Source organism: Luteibacter sp. PvP120 (genome assembly GCF_054055715.1).
Window position 1 is genome coordinate 105288 of sequence record NZ_JBSRXP010000010.1, and the last position, 18994, is coordinate 124281.

Consider the following 18994-nt stretch of genomic DNA (forward strand, 5'->3'; position numbering starts at 1 on the left):
GTCCTGCCTCGCGACCCCAGTTAAGTGGTTCAATGAATTCACAAAAGTCGACGCCGCTCGCCGCGTTCCATCCCGCCGTCGCCGGCTGGTTCGCGCAGACCTTTCCGGCGCCCACCGAGGCGCAGGTGGCCGCGTGGCCGGCGATCCGCTCCGGGCGGCACACCCTGGTGGCCGCGCCGACGGGCTCAGGCAAGACCCTGACCGCCTTCCTTTCCGCCATCGACATGCTGGTACGCGACGGGGTGCGCGACGGCGGGCTGAGCGACCGCACCGTCATCCTCTATGTATCCCCGCTCAAGGCCTTGTCGAACGACATCCGGATCAACCTCGAGGCCCCGCTGGCCGGCATCCGCGAGCAACTACGCCAGCAGGGCCTGCCCGACCTGGAGATCCGCACCGCCGTGCGCACGGGGGATACCCCGTCGTCCGAACGCGAGCGGATGAAACGGCGACCGCCACACATCCTGGTCACCACGCCCGAGTCGCTTTACGTGTTGCTCGGCTCGGCCTCGGGCCGCGCCATGCTGAGCCATGTGCGCGAGGTGATCGTCGACGAGATCCACGCCGTGGCGGCGAGCAAGCGCGGCAGCCACATGGCGGTGTCGCTGGAACGGCTGGAAGCGCTGGCCCAGCGACGCATCACGCGCATCGGCTTGTCCGCCACGCAGAAACCGATCGAGAAGGTGGCCGCCTTCCTTACCGGCGGCGCCACGGACGACTGCGTCATCGTCGACATCGGCCACGCGCGTCGGCGCGACCTGGCACTGGAGGTGCCGCCCGTGCCGCTCGAGGCCGTCATGTCCAACGACATGTGGGAGCTGGTCTACAACCGGCTGGCCAACCTGATCGAGCAACATCGCACCACGCTGATCTTCGTCAACACGCGGCGCATGGCCGAGCGGCTGTCGCGCCACCTGTCGGAGCGGCTGGGTCGCGACGCGGTGACGGCGCACCACGGCAGCCTGTCGCGCGAGCAACGCCTGGATGCCGAGCAACGCCTGAAGGCGGGCCAGTTGCGCGCGCTGGTGGCCACCGCATCGCTGGAGCTGGGCATCGACATCGGCGACATCGACCTGGTCTGCCAGATCGCCTCGCCGCGCTCCATCGCTGCCTTCCTGCAACGGGCCGGACGGGCCGGCCATGCCGTGGGCGGTACGCCGAAGGCTCGGCTGTTCCCGACCTCCCGCGACGATCTGGTGGAATGCACCGCGCTGCTGGACTGCGTGCGCCGTGGCGAACTGGACGCGCTGATCATGCCGCACCAGCCGCTGGACGTGCTGGCGCAACAGATCGTCGCCGAGGTGTCGTGCCAGGAATGGGACGAGGACGCGCTGTTCGACCTGTTTCGCCGCGCGTATCCGTTCCGCGACCTGCCACGCGCGACGTTCGACGACACCGTGCGCATGCTGGCCGACGGTTTCACCACGCGGGTCGGGCCACGCGGCTCGTATATCCATCGCGATGCGGTCAACAAGCGCCTGCGCGAACGACGCGGCGCGCGACTCACCGCCGTGACCTCCGGCGGCACCATTCCCGAGACGGGCGACTACAACGTCGTGCTGGAGCCGCAGTCCACCGTGGTCGGTACCGTCAACGAGGACTTCGCAGTCGAGAGCCTGGCCGGTGACGTGTTCCAGCTGGGTAACCGCTCCTATCGCATCATGCGCGTGGAGATGGGCCGCCTGCGCGTGGAAGACGCGCAGGGCCAGCCGCCGAACATTCCTTTCTGGCTGGGCGAGGCGCCCGGGCGCACGGACGAGCTGTCGATCGGCGTGTCGCGGTTGCGCACGGATATCTCGGCGAAGTTCGACCAGGGCGGCCGTGACGGCGCGCTGCGCTGGCTGATGGACGACCTGGGCCTGTCGCGAGCTGCGGCCGAGCAGATCGTCGACTACCTGTTCCGTGCACGCGCGGCACTGGGCGCGCTGCCCACGCGCGAGACGCTGGTGATGGAACGGTTCTTCGACGAATCCGGCGGCACCCAGCTGATCATCCACACGCCCTACGGCAGCCGCATCAACCGCGCCTGGGGTCTGGCCTTGCGCAAGCGGTTCTGCCGGAAGTTCAACTTCGAATTGCAGGCGGCCGCAACGGAAGACGCTATCGTGCTGTCGCTGTCCACCAGCCACAGTTTTCCGCTGGACGAAGTGGCCCGCTACCTGCATTCGAACTCGGCCGAGCATGTGCTGATCCAGGCCTTGCTGGATGCGCCGCTGTTCGGCGTGCGCTGGCGCTGGAACGCGACGACGGCGCTGGCACTGCCGCGGTTCACCGGCGGCCGCAAGGTCGCGCCGCAGTTGCAGCGCATGAAGAGTGAGGATCTGCTGGCCACCGTGTTCCCGGACCAGGTGGCCTGCGCCGAAAACCTCGTCGGCGAGCGCGAGGTGCCCGACCACCCGCTGGTCAAACAGACGCTGGAAGACTGCCTGCACGAGGCGATGGACAGCGAAGGCCTGCTCACCATCCTGCGTGGCCTGGAAGCGGGCACCATCGCCATGGTCGCGCGTGACCTGGCCACGCCCTCGCCACTCGCGGCGGAAGTACTCAGTGCCGCGCCGTACGCGTTCCTCGACGATGCGCCGCTGGAAGAACGGCGGACGCAGGCCGTGCAGTCGCGCCGCTGGAACACCGCCGAAACGGCGGACGACCTGGGCCGGCTGGACGCCGAGGCCATAGCCTCCGTGCGCGAGGAGGCCTGGCCGGAAGCACGCAGCGCGGACGAAATGCATGAGGCGCTGGTGCAGCTCGGCGCAGTCACGGCCGACGAAGCCGCGCGCGAGCCGGGCTGGAAAAAGCTGTTGTCCGCCCTGGCGAAGGATGCCCGCGCCACCGCGATGACGATCGGCGGCACGACGCTGTGGATCGCCGCGGAGCGTTTGCCCGCGTGGCAAGCGGTGCATCCACAGGCCACACTGATGCCGGCCATCGTGGCGCCGGCGGACTACGCGGCCCAGGCCTGGACGGCCGACGCGGCGCTGATCGACCTGGTGCGCGGACGCCTGGGTGGGCTCGGCCCGGTGCCGGCCGCCCTGCTGGCGACGTCGCTGGGCGTCGCCGTGGGCGACGTGGAGGCTGCGCTGACCTCGCTCGAAACCGAGGGCTATGTCATGCGCGGGCCGTTCTCGCCTGGTGTCACCGGGACGGAATGGTGCGAGCGCCACCTGCTGGCCCGTATCCACCGCTACACGATCGGTCGGCTGCGGCGCGAGATAGAGCCCGTGGCGCCACGCGACTACCTGCGCTTCCTGCTCGACTGGCAGCACCTGACCCGCGCCACGCAGGTGGCCGGCCCCGATGCGCTGGCCGGCGTCATCGCGCAGTTGGAGGGTTTCGAAGCCGCTGCGGGTGCCTGGGAAGCGGAACTGCTGCCCGCGCGCGTGGGCGACTACGGCATCGGCTGGCTGGATGACCTGTGCCGCGCCGGACGCGTGGTGTGGAGCCGGCTGCGTCTGGGCACGGGCAGCGGCGGGCCGGTACGCGCCACGCCCATCGTGCTGCTGCCGCGGCGGCAGTTGCCGATCTGGTCCGCCGCCGTGCCGTTTGCCGAAAGCGAAACCGCGTTGTCGTCGCGTGCGCAGGCCGTGGCCGACGCACTGCGCGACGATGGCGCCCTGTTCTTCGACGAGATCGCCACGACCACCCGCCTGCTACGCACGGAACTGGAAGACGCGCTGGGCGAACTGGTGGCGGCCGGACGCGTCACTGCCGACAGCTTCGCCGGCCTGCGCGCGCTGTTGCTGCCCGCCGCCAAGCGTAACGGCAGCCGTCAGCGACGCAGCCGCCGGCACATGCTCAGCGGCATCGAGGACGCCGGGCGCTGGGCGCTCGCGCGGCGCCCTCGTGACGAGCGCAACGACGCCGACGGCCTGGAGCACATCGCCCGCACGCTGCTTCGGCGTTACGGCGTGGTCAGCTGGAAGATCCTGGAGCGCGAGGCCAGCTGGCTGCCGTCGTGGCGCGAGTTGCGGCGCGTGTACCACCGCCTGGAAGCCCGTGGCGAGATCCGCGGGGGCCGCTTCGTCGACGGTCTGGTCGGCGAGCAATTCGCCCTGCCCGAGGCCCTGCCGGCACTTCGCCAGATCCGCCATCGCGACCACGACGGCGATATCGTCTGCATCGCCGGCACGGACCCGGCCAACCTGGTCGGCGCCATCATCGCCGGCGCCAAGGTGCCCGCGGTGATCGGCAACCGTATCGCCATCCGCGACGGCGTGCCGCTGGCCGCCATGATGGCCGGCAAGTTCGTCGCGCTCACACCCCTGGAAGGCGACGACGAGCGCGACGCCCGCAAGGCCCTGCAACGCCATGCGACATTCCCCGCCGCCTACGCCTGATCCGCCCACCGCCTACCTACCGCCACAGGTAGGAGCGCACGATGTGCGCGAAAAACAACAACGCGGCGACGCGGCCCCCCCCACCGGGCGATCCCACCGTTCAACCTCATCGTTCGACGGTGCGCGTCATCGTGCGACGGTGCGGCACGCTTATCGCGCACATCGTGCGCTCCTACATGGATGCTTGCTTCTTAACGCAGTTGTACATCCCCGATCACCCATAGCTTCGGGCCGGGCTTGCCGGTGATGACGAAGCAGAGGTCGTGCGTACCGTCGCGCTTGGGCAGCGTGCCTTGCAGGGTGGCGCGGCCGTCCTTCGCCTTGGCCAACGGCAGTGTGGCGAGTTTCGGGCCCGTGCAGGTGTCCTGATGGACCTCGATCTCGCCGGCCGCCGAGCGCGCCTTGCGCGCCACGATGCCGGCGGCGTCCTTCCACAGGGCGTAGTTGTAGGGCAGGCGGTCGACCGTGATGTCGATGCCATAGCGACCGTCGAGGTTCACGCCTTTCCACATCCAGCAGGTGTCCATGATGTCCACCTTGTAGACCGGGCGCACACCGTCCACCGCGTTGACCGCGGATAGCCGCAGCGCCAGCTTGTCGGTGCAGGTGTCGAGTCCGTCGCTGGTGCGATGCAGGAGCGACGCCGCGTCGATGCTGCGGTCGCGTGGGCCGGCCAGGCCAAAGCCGTTCTGGAACGTATTGGCGCGCACGGTCGTCGGCAACGCCACATCGAACGGCGCGGTGTACGCGGTGGACTGCGAGGTGGGTGCGGTGCCGTCCGTGGTGTAGCGAATCGTGCCGTAGCCGCTCTGGTTGGACAAAGTGACGCGTGCCTTGCCGTCGGCCGTGGCTTCGCTGGCGATCGCCACGGCGAACACGCCGTCGGCCGGCACGATGCCCGCCGCGCGGTAACGCGCCATCTGTGCGGGCAGCCGCGCGATGAAGCTGTTCCAGTCGGCCTTGGGCGACCAGGTGCGCTCGGCCACCGCCGCCATGCGCGGAAAGATCGCATGCTGCGTGCTGTACCAGTCCGGCAGGTATTCGGTGAACACGGTGACCTGCTCGCCGAGCACGTGCTGCGCCTTGTCCGGCGCGATGCCAGCGGGCACGGGGTCGAAGTCGTAGATGGTTTTCAGCGTCTGTCCCGAAGGACGCCCTGCCGGTTCGTCGGGCAGCGTGGACTGCAGGCGATCCAGGTACAGCGTGGGCGACGGCGCCATGACCACGTCGTGCCCGGCATTGGCAGCCTTGATCGCGCCGGCGGTACCGCGCCACGACATGACGGTGGCGCTGGCCGGCACCTTGCCGTCGAGGATCTCGTCCCAGCCGATCAGACGACGGCCGTGCGCTTCCAGGTAATCGCCGATGCGCGCGACGAACCAGCCCTGCATTTTCTCTTCATCGGTGATGCCCAGGGTCTTCATCCGTGCCTGCACGGATTTCGAGTGTTCCCACTCGTCCTTGGCCGCCTCGTCGCCACCGACATGGATATACGTGGACGGGAAGATCGCCATCACCTCGTCCAGCACGTCCTGCAGGACCACGAAGGTGGCGTCGTCGGTGTTGAACAGCGCGGTGTTGACGCCCCAGTCGGACGACACGGTCAACTTCTTGCCGTTGCCCAGCTTCGGATACGCAGCGACAGCGGCCTGCGCATGGCCTGGCATCTCGATTTCCGGTACGACGGTGATGTGTCGCTCGGCCGCATAGGCGACGATCTGCTTCGCTTCGTCCTGCGTGTAGAAGCCGCAATACGGTGTATCGGCACTACCGGTCAGCGCGATATCGGGGCCGACCGTCTTGCGGCAGGCACCGATCTCGGTCAGCTTCGGGTATTTGGTGATCTGCAGCCGCCAGCCCTGGTCGTCGGTGAGGTGCCAGTGGAACGTGTTGAGCTTGTGCATCGCCATCTGGTCGAGCAGGTGCTCGATCTCGCTCACCGACTGGAAGTGTCGGCTGGAGTCGAGCATCAGGCCGCGCCATTCGAAGCGCGGCGCATCGACGATATGCAGGCCCGGCACGCCGGCCTGGGCGGCGGGGTCGGTCAGCAGTTGCGCATAGGTCACCGCGCCGTAGTAGAGACCGGTCTCGTCGTTGGCGGCGATGCGCACACCGTTGCCGTCCACATCCAGCGTGTAGGCTTCGCGGCCCTTGATCGCCGCGCTGGTGGCCAGCACGATGCCGCCGCCGCGCGGCTTGCCTTCGACGATGGCGAGCGTTATGCCACGCGCCTGGCGCACCCACCCCTGCAACTGGGCGGCCACGTGCCGTGCCGCGGTATCGCCCGGCGCCACCGTAATGGCGGCCTTCGGATCGAGCGTGTAGCGCCCCGGCAGCCGCTGCATGTGCGCGGGCTGCGGGATGAGGGAAAGCGGCGTGTCGTCGATGGGGCCCACATTGCGCTTGGGTGGCTGCTGGGCACAGGCGCTGAGGCCGGCGACCAGGACGAGCAGGAGGGTACGGCGCATCGATGACTCCGAAAGGTGCGGGAAACGGCATCGTCGATTGTGGCGAACGCCGATGCCGGTGGAAAGTGGAGGCGAGCCTCGGGGAAACGTCACCCAAAAAAACGGGCCCGATACGTCGCGTCGTCGGGCCCGAAGGGGAATGAAGCATCAGGGTGGCGGCCATCCATGGCCGCGGAAGATTTACCGCCGATCAGAGGTCGAAGTGCACCGAAGCCATGTAGCGGCGGCCCGTGGTGTACTTGGCGACCGGCAACGACGTAACCGTGAGGTACTGCTTGTACGTCTCGTTGGTCAGGTTCATGCCGGCCAGGGTGAACGACACGTTCTTGTTGAGCTTCCAGCCCAGCGTCGCGCCCAGGTCGCCGTAGTCGGCCGTCGTGGCCGGCGGCGCACCGGCGATGTAGCCGCCGGCCAGGTACTTGCTGCGCCAGTTGTACGTGACACGGGCACTGAACGGACCCATCTCGTAGTATGGGCTGAGCGAGTACGCGTTCTTCGAGTTGTACGGCAGCGATCCGCCGGAATCGAGCGTGCCCTTGGCGTAGGTGTAGCTGGCCGTGGTGCCGAAACCGGTGTCGCCGAACGCCTGCTGGTAGCTGATGCTGCCGCCGCGCACCTTGCCCGAGCCGGTGTTGCGCGGCCGGCTGATGGAGTACGTGCAGAAGCCGTCGGCCGTGCACAGGCCCTGCGCCACCTGGCGGGCGAACGTGGTCGGATCGTTGACCAGGCCCGAGTTGAACTGCCGCTCGTTGGCCGAATCGACCACGGTGTAGTTGTCGATCTGCTTGAGGAAGCCGGTGACCGCGACATACGACTGCGGCGCGAAATACCACTCCGCGGACAGCGAGTAGTTCTTCGACTTGTAATCCTTCAGGTCCGGGTTGCCGCCCGAGCCGGTCAGCACCGAGTCGTTGAGGAACAGGTTGTTCACCTGCATGTTGTACGGCGGGCGGGCGATGACCTTAGCCGCCGCGGCACGCAGCACCACTTCGTCGGTGAGGTCGTAGGCCACGTTGAGGCTGGGCAGCCAGTTCTTCGACGTGCGCGACGAGGTCTGCCACGAACCGGCCGGGGCCGGCAGCACGGGTGCGCCGCTGTAGTTGAAGCCGGTGCCATCGGTCTTGGTGTCCACGTAGCGGATACCGATATTGCCGTGGAAGCCGCCGCCGGCGAAGTTGCCCTGCACATAGGCCGCGTTGGTCTTCTCCAGCAGCTTGTACGTGCCGTTGAGGTACGTGCCAGGGTCCTCGTTGCCGCCGTTGGTGTTGCGCACCCAGGCGTACTGGGCGTTGCGGTCGGGCATCACGTGGCTGGCGGAGCCGTCCAGGCCACCCAGCGAATCCAGCGTGTCGGTGTAGCCGCCGAAGCCGAGGTCCTGGAGGTTGGTCGGTGCGTTGCCACCGTAGACATGCGCCTGCATGCCTTCTTCGTGACGGTTCCAGCGGTAGCCCACGGCCACTTCGTTGAAGAAGCCGTCGAAGTACTTCGAGAAGTCCAGCTGGCCGTACGTGTCACGCGACTGCGCCGAGTAGTCGCCGTAGTTGCCGGGCCAGCCGCCCAGGCCGGGCACGTCGCCCATGTGCCAGTTGGCCGGGTTGCGCGCCGCGGCCGGGCTGTCGAAGTTGAAGCCCTTGTTGATGTCCCAGGTGTAGCCGCCCGCGTAGACCGGCTCCATCACCGCCTGGGAGATGTTGTCGTTGCGCGCCTTGCTGTAACCCGCCGCGCCCGCCAGCTGCCAGCCATCCCCGTGGAAGGTGGACTTCAGGTCGTGGGCCACGGTGCGGACCACCGACTTGCGGATGTTGCTGTCGAAGGTGTTCTGCGCAATGGCCGGGCAGGCCGGATCGTCGTTGCCGCAGACATGGCCGCCGGTGACGACGCCGTTCGGGCCCTGGTTGAAGCTGGTCACGTTACCCGGCGTGGCGCCGGTGAACGGATACAGCGACTGGTTCCAGTTGTCGAAGTTCTCGCGCACGAACAGGTTGTTGATGTCGATGTCCCAGTTGTCCGTCGGACGGATCTGGAAGCCGAGCGTGGCGGTGTCGCGCTTGCGCTTCTGCTGGAACCACGCCGAGTTGATCTCGTCGGGCACCTTGGCGTTGGGATCGAGCGAGCCGTTGGCGATGCCGGCCGCGACCGCCGGGCTGGCCGCCCACTTGGACACCGGGCTGTAGCTGAAGATCTCGAAGCCCTGCCGGTCGATCTTCTCCTCGTAATGCTGGATGGAGGTGACCATGCCGAAGGTGTTGGCATCGTTCTTCCAGCTGTACAGCGCCGAGCCGTTCGGGCGCGTGCCCGGCGTGCCCTGGTCGTTGTAGTTGAGGCCGAACGAACCGCGCACCGTGTTGGCGGGCAGGTCCAGCGGCTTGAGCGTGTGCAGCAGCACGGTGCCGCCCAGGCTGCCTTCGGTCAGGCGTGCCTCGGGCGACTTGTACACTTCCAGGCGGCCGACGATTTCCGGAGCGAGCATGGTGAAGTCGAAGCCGCGGTTCGGCTGCGCGCCGTACTGCCACGGCGTCTGCGACACCGGCTGCCCGTTGAGGAAGGTGAGGTTGAGGCTGGGGTCGGTGCCGTCGATCGACACACGGTCGCCCTGGCCGAACTGGCGGTCGATGGTGACGCCGGGAATCTGCGTCATCGCCTCGGCGACATTGGTATTGGGGAACTTGCCGATGTCTTCGGCGGTGACCGCCTCGACGATGGCGTCCGCGTTGCGCTTGGTGTCCAGCGACTTTTCGAGGCTGGCCCGGATGCCGGTGACGGTGATGCCCTCGAGCTGCGCCGCCTTCTCGGCGTCCGCTTTTTCCTGGGCGGTCTGCGGTTTCGCAGGCGGGGCCGGCGCGTCCTGCGCGGCGGCCATACCCGTGAAACAACACAATCCGGCGATGATGCTCGCCGTGAGCAGGTTTCTACGATGCGACATGGTGTCCTCCCCTCAGAGGAATAGCGTCGACGGGTTTCGCGACCGCGCCGTGCTTCGTTGCTATCGAAGGGTCTTGCGACCCCGTGGTTTGCCGAGCCTGCTTGCCTTTCCCACCCTTCACTGGACGCTCGAACCATGCAGGTAGAGACCGGCGGCACCGATCACGCCCAACTGCCCGTGGTCCATCAGCCGTACCGGCACCTGCTGGAGAAAGGGACGCATGACGCCCTTGTTGAAAAACCTGTTGGCGAAACGGCTGGCGATCAGGTGGTCGCGGATGCGGGGAAGGATGCCCCCGGCCAGGAACACACCGCCGCGCGCGCCGTAAAGCATGGCCAGATCGCCGGCGAAACTGCCCAGCACGCCGCAGAACACGTCCAGCGCCTCGACCGCGGCGGCATCGCTGCTATCGAGCGCGGCAGCGGTGACGGCCGCCGGCGTCGTCAACGTCGCGACCGATCCGCGCAGCGCCGACGTCGCGCGGTACAGATTGACCAGGCCCGGGCCGGACAGCGCGGTTTCGTACGACACATAGTCACGGCCCCGGGCGAGCTCACCGAGGATGGCCACCTCGCGCGGGTTACCCGGCGCGAATGAGATCTGTCCGGCTTCCGTCGCCAGCACGGTCGCGTGCGGCGATCCCGGCAGGAGTACCGCGGAGCCCAGGCCCGTGCCCGGCCCCATGACCAGGATCGGGCCCACGGTGGGCTCGGCGGTGGTATGGATGATCGGCGTGGTCTCGTGGCTGCGCAGAAACTGGCAGGCGTAGGCCACCGCTTCGAAGTCGTTGACCACGGCCAGCCCGTGCAGGCCCAGCGTGTCGCGGATATCGCCGATGGACACCGGCCAGGGCAGGTTCTCGTTGACGATGGCATCGCCCAGTACGTAGCCGGCGCTGGCGACCGCGCAGTGCTCGATGGCGTCGCGGGCGTCCAGACGGCCGATGAAATCCTGCAGCACCGCGGTCAGGCTGGGCCAGTCGGCACAGGCATAACGCTCGTAATGCAGTACGTCGATGGTCGCCGCGCCCGGCGGCCGGTGGACCAGGCCGATGCGGGCATGCGTTCCGCCCACGTCGGCGGCGATGAACGCCCCGGTACGCGACGCACGCACGATGTCCCGCTGGTTGGCCGATTCGCCCACGCCGTGCCCCTTGGTGCCCCTGATTCGCCATGAGTCTGTGAGTGAAATGACAACGTTGTCAACAGGACAAATGGCTAGGACAACGCGGAATCCATAACGCGCTGCAACAGGAACGATCAGCGCCGCAGGGGGGCTGTACGCGATGCATGCCTTTGCACACGCTGTCGTGACGCCGGCTCGCTTGCGGCAAGGCGCGTGACGCGCCGCCACATCGAAAGTCGCAACGCGCCGCCTGTGGTTTCGCAAGAACCTCACTGCCGATTGACAACGTTACGCAGCCGAGTCAATAAAGGGACAATTCGGGGTTCAACAACGAGGGGTAAGCCATGTCGTCCACACCGGTCGCCGTCGAAGAGACGCGCCATTCCAGCCTGGTCCCGATGATCATCATCGGCGTCCTGTTCTTCATCTTCGGCTTCGTGACCTGGCTCAACGGCCCGCTGATCACCTTCGTCAAGCTCGCCTTCAACCTGGACGACGTCAACGCCTTCCTCGTGCCGATGGCGTTCTACCTGTCCTACTTCTTCCTGGCCCTGCCCTCGTCGTTCATCCTCAAGCGCACCGGCATGAAGAAAGGCATGGGCCTGGGCCTGTTCGTCATGGCCATCGGCGCGGTGCTGTTCGGCCAGTTCGTCACCATGCGCATCTACCCCGGCGCGCTGGTCGGCCTGTTCGTCATCGGCGCGGGCCTTTCGCTGCTGCAGACGGCGTCCAATCCGTACATCTCCATCCTCGGCCCGATCGACAGCGCGGCGCAGCGCATCGCGTTCATGGGCATCTGCAACAAGATCGCCGGCGCGCTGGCGCCGTTCGTCTTCGGCGCGGTGGTGATGAGCAACATCGGCACCTTCGACAAGCAGATCGCCGCGGCCGCCACACCGGGCGAGAAGGATGCCCTGCTGGCCGCCTTCGCCGCCAAGGTGCATATGCCGTACATGGTGATGGCCGCCCTGCTGGTGGTGCTGGCGATCTGGGTGGTGCGTTCCTCGCTGCCGGAGATCCGCGCCTCGCACGACAACTCGGAGCGCGCCATCGGCCACGACAAGGGCAGCGTCTTCAGCTTCCCGCACCTGTGGCTGGGCGTGCTGTGCCTGTTCGTCTACGTCGGCGTGGAAGTGATGGCCGGCGACGCCATCGGCACCTACGGTCAGGGCTTCGGCATGACGCCCGAGGCCACCAAGCACTTCACCTCGTATACGCTGTTCGCCATGCTGCTGGGCTACATCGCCGGCTTGCTGCTGATCCCGAAGTTCGTCTCGCAGCAGCGCTACCTGGCGATCTCCGCGATCCTGGGCGTGCTGTTCTCCATCGGCACCTATGTCACCACGGGGTACACGTCGGTCGCTTTCGTCGCCGCACTGGGTTTCGCCAACGCCATGATGTGGCCGGCGATCTTCCCGCTGGCGATCAAGGGCCTGGGTCGCCTGACCGAGTTCGGCTCGGCGTTCCTCATCATGGGCATCGCCGGCGGCGCGGTCATCCCGCAGCTGTTCGCGCACCTGAAGCAGACCCACGACTTCCAGGCCGTGTTCCTCTGCCTGATGGTGCCGTGCTACCTCTACATCCTGTACTACGGCGCGGCCGGCCACCGGGTGGGCCAGCACGCCCGCACGTAAGCCGCGGCATCTTCGCTCGACGACGGCCATCCAGTAGGATGGCCGTCTTGCTTACGAGGTTCGTCGATTGCGTAGTCCCACCATCAAGGACGTGGCCGAGCGGGCCGGCGTGTCGCTGAAGACCGTCTCCCGTGTCATCAACCACGAGGCATCCGTGCATGCGCGCACCCGCGAGAAGGTGCAGCGCGCCATCGATGCGCTGGATTACCAGCCCGACCAGGCCGCGCGCAGCCTGCGCAGCCAGCGCACCTATGCCCTGGGCCTGGTTTACGACAATCCCAACGCGCACTACGTGATCGCCATGCAGAACGGCGTGCTGTCCGTGTGCCGCGAGCGTGGCTTCGGCTTGCAGATCCATCCGTGCGATTCGTCCGTGCCGAGGCTTGCGGAACAGTTGTGCGACCTGGTCAGGCGCAACCGCCTGGCCGGCCTGGTGCTGTGTCCGCCGATGTCGGAGCAGCCGGCGCTGCTGACGGCGCTGACCGAGCAGAAGGTGGCCTTCGTGCGCATCATTTCCGCCCGGCAGGACCCGAAGGACGGCTGGCCGTGTGTATTCGTGGACGACCGCGACGCCGCCTACGCCATCACCGAGCACCTGATCCAGCTGGGCCACCACCGCATCGGTTTCCTGTGGGGCGGCAAGGAGCATCGATCCAGCCCGGAGCGCTACCAGGGCTACGAAGACGCCCTGCGCGAGTACGGCCTGCCCGTGGACAGGAAGCTGGTGGTCGAGGGCGACTACTCGTTCGACGACGGTTTTCGTGGCGCGCGCCGCTTGCTCGCCCTGAAGGAACCGCCCACCGCCATCTTCGGTTCCAACGACGAGATCGCCGCTGGCGTGCTGGCCGCCGCGCGCTCGGGCGGAGTGGATGTGCCCTGGGAGCTGTCGATCGCCGGCTTCGAGGACAGCCCGTTCTCCAAGCAGTCGTGGCCGGCGCTGACCACCGCGCGGCAGAACACCGAGGAAATCGGACGCCATGCCGCGCAACGCCTGATCGCCGAAATCGAGCACGACGACCCCGCGCACGCGCTGGCCAACGAGGGCTTCAGTCCCGACCTGGTCGTGCGCGGCTCCACGGCGCCGCGTCGCCCGCCTACGGGCGCTTAACACCGTTTTACGTATACTTCCGGGGTTGTCCGCGCCGCGTCGTGCTTCGATGCAACCTGCCGGCAACCACGCGTCCCTTTGATGGACCGTTCGCGCGCCGCCGACTGACGCGGCGCATCCCTTTCCCTTGGGCGGCAAGCACCGGCTGCGTCGTGCCGTGCCCGCTCGCGTGACAGGATTAAACATCCATGCAAGATCGCCACGGGCACGAAGCCCATTTCGGCTGGTTCCATCGCCGTCGTAAACACCTCAAGCCCGCCGACCTGACCATCGTCGACCAGGCCATGCTGAAACGCGCCGTGGGTGCCGCGGCACTGGGCAACGCCATGGAGTGGTTCGATTTCGGCGTCTACGGCTACCTGGCCGTCACCCTGGGGCACGTGTTCTTCCCCGGCAGCAGCCCCACGGCGCAGGTGATCGCAACCTTCGCCACGTTCACCGTGGCCTTCCTGGTGCGCCCCATCGGCGGCCTGGTATTCGGCCCGATGGGCGATCGCTTCGGGCGGCAGAAGGTGCTGGCCGCGACCATGATCATGATGGCGGCAGGCACGTTCTCGATCGGCCTGATTCCCGGCTACGACACCATCGGCCTGTGGGCGCCGGCCCTGCTGTTGCTCGCGCGCCTGTTGCAGGGCTTTTCCACCGGTGGTGAATACGGCGGTGCAGCCACCTTCATCGCCGAATATTCCACCGATGCACGCCGCGGGCAGATGGGCAGCTGGCTGGAGTTCGGCACGCTGGGCGGATACATCGCCGGGGCGGGCGTGGTCACCGCGCTGACCACGCTGCTCAGCGCGCAGCAGATGCTCGACTGGGGCTGGCGCGTACCGTTCCTCGTCGCCGGTCCGCTCGGCCTGCTGGGCCTGTACATGCGCATGAAGCTGGAGGAAACCCCGGCGTTCAAGGCGCATGCCGATGCCATGGAAGCGGCCGGCGACGCCTCGCGCGTGTCGCTGAAGGAGCTGGTCTCGGTGCACGGGCCGCAGTTGCTGAAATGCATCGGGCTGGTGCTGGTGTTCAACGTCACCGATTACATGCTGCTGACCTACATGCCCAGTTACCTCACGGTGACGCTCGGCTACAGCGAAGCCAAGGGCCTGCTGCTGATCCTCATCGTCATGCTGGTGATGATGCCGCTGAACGTGGTGGGCGGTTTCTTCAGCGACAGACTCGGGCGCCGGCCGATGATCATCGGCGCCTGCGTGGCGATGTTCGTCCTAGCCATCCCCTGCCTCTGGCTGGTGGGCACCGGCAACGACTGGCTGATCTTCGCAGGCCTGATGGGCCTGGGCGTGGCCCTGGTGTGTTTCACCAGCACCATGCCCGCCACGCTGCCGGCGTTGTTCTACACGCCGGTGCGCTACAGCGCGCTGTCGATCGCGTTCAACGTGTCGGTCTCGCTGTTCGGCGGCACCACGCCGCTGGTCACCGCGTGGCTGGTGGAGCGTACGGGCGATCCGCTGTTGCCGGCCTACTACCTGATGGGTGCGTCCGTGATCGGACTGGTCACCATGCTGTTCGTGCGCGAGACGGCCGGCATGCCGTTGCGCGGTTCGCCGCCGGCGGTGGCCGACCATGCCGAGGCGACGGAACTGCTGGCCGGCGACGCGCCACTGACGGTGGACGAGGCCTTGCCGCCGGTGCCCGAGCGCGCTGCGATCGAAGGTCACGCCGCGTGACATGACGTGACGTGCGATCCTGCGCGTCTTCGTCCCCTCGGTGGCACTGTCCATGTTCTATGTCGTCCTCGCCATCGCGTTCAGCGTGGCCGTTTCCATCCTGCTGAAGCTGGCACGCCGCGGCCAGGTCGACATGGTCCAGGCCGTGGCCACCAACTACGTGGTGGCCGCGGCCCTGGCCTGGCTGTTGCTGGAGGCCCGTCCGCAAGCGGCCATGGCCGCCAGCGACACCTACGCGCCATTGCTCCTGCTCGGCGTGCTGCTGCCTGCCATTTTCCTCGTGCTGGCGCGCTCGATACGCAGCGCCGGCATCGTGCGCACCGACGTGGCGCAGCGCCTGTCGCTGGTCATCCCGTTGATCGCCGCGTTCGCGCTCCTGGGCGAGGTCGCCACCGGACGCAAGCTGCTCGGCGTCACGCTCGCGCTGGTGGCGGTCGTCTGCGTGCTCTGGCGACGGTATCGCGGCGACCTCGACCCGCGCACCGCAGGCCTCCGCAGGGAACCCGCTACGTGGCTCGCGCCTCTCGCCGTGTTTGCCGGCTTCGGCGTGATCGACCTGTGTTTCAAACTGCTGGCCAAGGCCGGCGCGCCGTTCGCCAGTGCGCTGCTGGTCTCGTTCCTGATCGCCATGGTGCTGTGCTGGCTGGTCGTCGTCGGCCGCGCTATCGCCGGCGCGGCGGCATTGTCGTGGCGGAGCATCGGTTTCGGTATCGTGCTGGGCGCGGCTAACTTCGCCAACATCCTGTTCTATGTGCGCGCGCACATCGCCTTGCCGAACGATCCGTCGCTGGTGTTTGCGGCGATGAATGTCGGCGTGATGGTGCTGGGCGCGCTGGTAGGCGCGCTGGCGTTTCGCGAGAAGCTGTCGTGGATCAACTGGGGCGGGCTGGTGATGGCGCTTGCGGCCATTGCGGTGATGAAGGGCTGAGCGCCGCGCGCCACGATGTGCGTGGATCGCCCGCATCGCGGGCTCCTACAACCGCCGGCACCACCGCAACGGTTGCCGACCCCACCGCATCGATGCCCCCGGTAGGAGCCCACGATGTGGGCGATCCCAAGCCACATACCAACGCATCGAAACCCCTGTAGGAGCCCACGATGTGGGCGATCCCAAGCCACATACCAACGCATCGAAACCCCGTAGGAGCCCACGATGTGGGCGATCCCCAATCCCGATAGGTCGTGCCGACTCAGCGACCCAACTGCGCCGCCTCGCGCGCCAGGGCTTCAATGGCCGCCCAATCCGACGTCGCGAGAAGCTTGGCAGGCGTGAGCCACGATCCACCCACGCACACGACATTGGGCAGCGAGAGGAAGTCCGGCGCGTTGGCCAGGCTGATACCGCCGGTGGGACAGAAGCGGATCTGCGGCAGGGGGCTGGCCCAGGCGCCGATCAACTTCGGGCCGCCGGCCGGCACGGCGGGAAAGAACTTCTGGAAGCGATACCCGCGCTCCAGCAAGGCCATGGCTTCGCTGGACGTGGCCGCGCCAGGCAGCAGCGGCAGCTCGTGGTCGTCGGCAGCATCGAGCAGGCGGGGCGAACTGCCGGGCGACACGGCAAACTTCGCGCCGGCCTTGAACGCGTTCTCGAGATCACGCGCGGTCAGCACGGTGCCCACGCCGACGAAGGCGCCTTCCACTTCCGCGGCGATCGCCCGCACGGCGTCGAGGGCCGCCGGCGTGCGCAGGGTGACTTCGATGGCGGGAACACCGCCGGCCACCAGCGCGCGCGCCATGCCGACGGCCTTTGAGGCGTCCTCGATGATGACCACCGGCACCACGGGTGCCAGGCGCAACGCGGATTCGACACTCTGTTGCTTCGCTTCGTTGCTCATCAGGTACTGCTCCGTTGAATCAGAAGACGCCGGCACCGAGGTCGGCCGTGACGGCGGACTGACGGAACATGGCGAAAAGTTCGCGACCCATGCCGGTGTGGTGCACCGCCAGGTCGATCTGTTCGGGGACGCGACGTTCCCACTCGTCCGCGGGCACCAGCACCTCGATGCTGCCGGCCAAGGCATCCAGCCGGACCAGGTCGCCCGTGCGGATGCGCGCGATGGGGCCACCGGCTTCCGCCTCGGGCGTGACGTGGATGGCCGCGGGCACGCGACCCGAGGCGCCGGACATGCGGCCGTCGGTCAGCAGGGCAACACGGTGGCCGCGATCCTGCAGAAGGCTGAGCGTGGGCGTCAGTTTGTGCAGCTCGGGCATGCCCCGGGCCCGCGGACCCTGGAAGCGCACCACGGCGATGAAATCGCGATCCAGCTCGCCGCGGTCGAACGCGGCTTTGACGTCGTCCTGTTCGTCGAACACGATGGCCGGCGCCTCGATCACCATGCGATCGTCCGGCACCGACGACACCTTGATGACACCGCGGCCGACGTTGCCCTTGAGCATGCGCAGGCCGCCGTCGTGACGGAACGGCTCCGCCATCGTGCGGAGCACGCCGCGGTTGCCGCTTTCCTTCGACACCGGCTTCCAGGTCAGCGTGTCGCCTTCCAGCACCGGCACCTGGCGGTAGGCGTCCAGGCCATGACCCATGATCGTGTTGACGTCGCCATGCAGCAGGCCGGCGTCCAGCAACTGGTCCATGAGGAAGGCCATGCCGCCGGCATCGTGGAAGTGGTTCACGTCGGCGTAGCCGTTCGGGTACACGCGCGCCATCAGGGGCACCACGGCGGACAGCGCGTCGAAGTCGTCCCAGCGCAGTTCCACGCCAGCCGCGCGCGCGATGGCCACGAGGTGGAGCAGGTGGTTGGTCGAACCGCCCGTGGCATGCAGGCCGATCACGCCGTTGACCACGGCGCGCTCGTCGACGATGCGGCCGATCGGCCGGTAGTCGTCGCCCAGGGTGTCGATCGCCAGCACGCGCGCCACCGTGGCGCGGGTCAGCGCGTCGCGCAGCGGGGTATCCGGTGCCTCGAAGCTGGCGCCCGGCAGGTGCAGGCCCATGATCTCCATCAGCATCTGGTTGGAGTTGGCGGTGCCGTAGAAGGTGCACGTGCCGGAGCCGTGGTACGAGCGGGCCTCGGCATCGAGCAGCTCGGCGCGCGTGGCCTTGCCGGCAGCGAACGCCTGGCGGACCTTGGATTTTTCTTCGTTGGGAATACCCGACGGCATCGGGCCCGACGGCACGAACGCGCTGGCCAGGTGACCGAAACTCAGCGCGCCGATCAGCATGCCCGGCACGATCTTGTCGCAGATGCCCAGGTACAGGGCGCCTTCGTACATGTCGTGCGACAGCGACACCGCGGTGGCCATGGCAATCAGGTCACGCGAGAACAGTGACAGCTCCATGCCCGGACGGCCCTGAGTCACGCCGTCGCACATGGCCGGCACGCCACCGGCCACCTGTGCCGTGGCGCCCAGCGTGCGCGCGGCCTGCCGGATCAGTTCGGGGTAGCGCTCATAGGGCTGGTGGGCCGAGAGCATGTCGTTGTACGAGGTGACGATCGCGATATTGGAGGCGTGGCCGTTGCGCAATGCGTCCTTGTCGTTCTCGCCGCAGGCGGCGAAACCGTGGGCAAGGTTGCCGCAGGACAGATGGTGGCGCTTCGCGCCCTTGCCGCGCGCGGCGTCGATCCTGGCCAGGTAGGCCGCGCGCGATGCACGGCTGCGCTCGACGATGCGCTGCGTCACCTCGGCGACGATGGGATGGATGGTCATGGCATGTGTCCGGAGCGGCGAGGTGCCGCGCGGCTACCGCGCGGCGGTGAACGATTG

General features: G+C 67.6%; 10 protein-coding genes. 5 read left to right on the top strand and 5 right to left on the bottom strand.

The genetic code is table 11. The features are described from left to right. Positions 1-32 precede the first annotated feature (32 nt). Positions 33-4334, top strand: a complete 4302-nt coding sequence (locus tag ACVKN3_RS17400; RefSeq protein ID WP_354516848.1) for a DEAD/DEAH box helicase — start codon at positions 33-35, stop codon at positions 4332-4334. A 191-nt stretch (positions 4335-4525) separates the two neighbouring features. On the opposite strand, the gene ACVKN3_RS17405 is transcribed toward ACVKN3_RS17400, so the two are convergent. From ACVKN3_RS17405 to glk, 3 genes are all read right to left on the bottom strand, one after another. Continuing rightward, positions 4526-6802, bottom strand: a complete 2277-nt coding sequence (locus ACVKN3_RS17405) for a family 20 glycosylhydrolase (protein WP_354516850.1) — start codon at positions 6800-6802, stop codon at positions 4526-4528. Between the two features lie 190 nt (positions 6803-6992). Next, positions 6993-9725, bottom strand: coding sequence for a TonB-dependent receptor (locus ACVKN3_RS17410; RefSeq protein ID WP_354516851.1), 2733 nt, complete (start codon positions 9723-9725; stop codon positions 6993-6995). A gap of 117 nt (positions 9726-9842) precedes the next feature. Continuing rightward, positions 9843-10868, bottom strand: a complete 1026-nt coding sequence (glk, locus tag ACVKN3_RS17415) for a glucokinase (RefSeq protein ID WP_354516853.1) — start codon at positions 10866-10868, stop codon at positions 9843-9845. A gap of 326 nt (positions 10869-11194) precedes the next feature. Between glk and ACVKN3_RS17420 the strand changes: the two genes are divergently transcribed. The 4 genes from ACVKN3_RS17420 to ACVKN3_RS17435 all read left to right on the top strand — a co-directional run bounded on the left by ACVKN3_RS17420 (position 11195) and on the right by ACVKN3_RS17435 (position 16199). Then, on the top strand, positions 11195-12484 hold the full coding sequence (locus tag ACVKN3_RS17420; RefSeq protein WP_285403348.1) for a sugar MFS transporter: 1290 nt from the start codon (positions 11195-11197) through the stop codon (positions 12482-12484). 67 nt (positions 12485-12551) lie between these two features. Continuing rightward, on the top strand, positions 12552-13592 hold the full coding sequence (locus ACVKN3_RS17425; protein ID WP_285403349.1) for a LacI family DNA-binding transcriptional regulator: 1041 nt from the start codon (positions 12552-12554) through the stop codon (positions 13590-13592). 188 nt (positions 13593-13780) lie between these two features. Further along, positions 13781-15271 (top strand): glycine betaine/L-proline transporter ProP, encoded by a 1491-nt coding sequence (gene proP, locus ACVKN3_RS17430; RefSeq protein ID WP_285403350.1) that lies wholly within the window; start codon positions 13781-13783, stop codon positions 15269-15271. Between the two features lie 52 nt (positions 15272-15323). Next, positions 15324-16199 (top strand): EamA/RhaT family transporter, encoded by an 876-nt coding sequence (locus tag ACVKN3_RS17435; protein ID WP_354516856.1) that lies wholly within the window; start codon positions 15324-15326, stop codon positions 16197-16199. Positions 16200-16461: 262 nt separating this feature from the next. On the opposite strand, the gene eda is transcribed toward ACVKN3_RS17435, so the two are convergent. Together eda and edd are read right to left on the bottom strand one after the other, a co-directional pair. Next, positions 16462-17106, bottom strand: a complete 645-nt coding sequence (gene eda / locus ACVKN3_RS17440) for a bifunctional 4-hydroxy-2-oxoglutarate aldolase/2-dehydro-3-deoxy-phosphogluconate aldolase (protein ID WP_285403352.1) — start codon at positions 17104-17106, stop codon at positions 16462-16464. A gap of 19 nt (positions 17107-17125) precedes the next feature. Then, positions 17126-18937, bottom strand: coding sequence for a phosphogluconate dehydratase (gene edd / locus ACVKN3_RS17445; RefSeq protein WP_354516858.1), 1812 nt, complete (start codon positions 18935-18937; stop codon positions 17126-17128). Positions 18938-18994: the final 57 nt, after the last annotated feature.

What these genes read in the sequence shown, in the direction of transcription:
- ACVKN3_RS17420 (WP_285403348.1), top strand. Translation starts at nt 11,195, where the DNA reads ATGTCGTCCACACCGGTCGCCGTCGAAGAGACGCGCCATTCCAGCCTG.
- proP (WP_285403350.1), top strand. Translation starts at nt 13,781, where the DNA reads ATGCAAGATCGCCACGGGCACGAAGCCCATTTCGGCTGGTTCCATCGC.
- edd (WP_354516858.1), bottom strand. Translation starts at nt 18,937, where the DNA reads ATGACCATCCATCCCATCGTCGCCGAGGTGACGCAGCGCATCGTCGAG.
- eda (WP_285403352.1), bottom strand. Translation starts at nt 17,106, where the DNA reads ATGAGCAACGAAGCGAAGCAACAGAGTGTCGAATCCGCGTTGCGCCTG.
- ACVKN3_RS17405 (WP_354516850.1), bottom strand. Translation starts at nt 6,802, where the DNA reads ATGCGCCGTACCCTCCTGCTCGTCCTGGTCGCCGGCCTCAGCGCCTGT.
- ACVKN3_RS17410 (WP_354516851.1), bottom strand. Translation starts at nt 9,725, where the DNA reads ATGTCGCATCGTAGAAACCTGCTCACGGCGAGCATCATCGCCGGATTG.
- ACVKN3_RS17400 (WP_354516848.1), top strand. Translation starts at nt 33, where the DNA reads ATGAATTCACAAAAGTCGACGCCGCTCGCCGCGTTCCATCCCGCCGTC.
- ACVKN3_RS17435 (WP_354516856.1), top strand. Translation starts at nt 15,324, where the DNA reads ATGTTCTATGTCGTCCTCGCCATCGCGTTCAGCGTGGCCGTTTCCATC.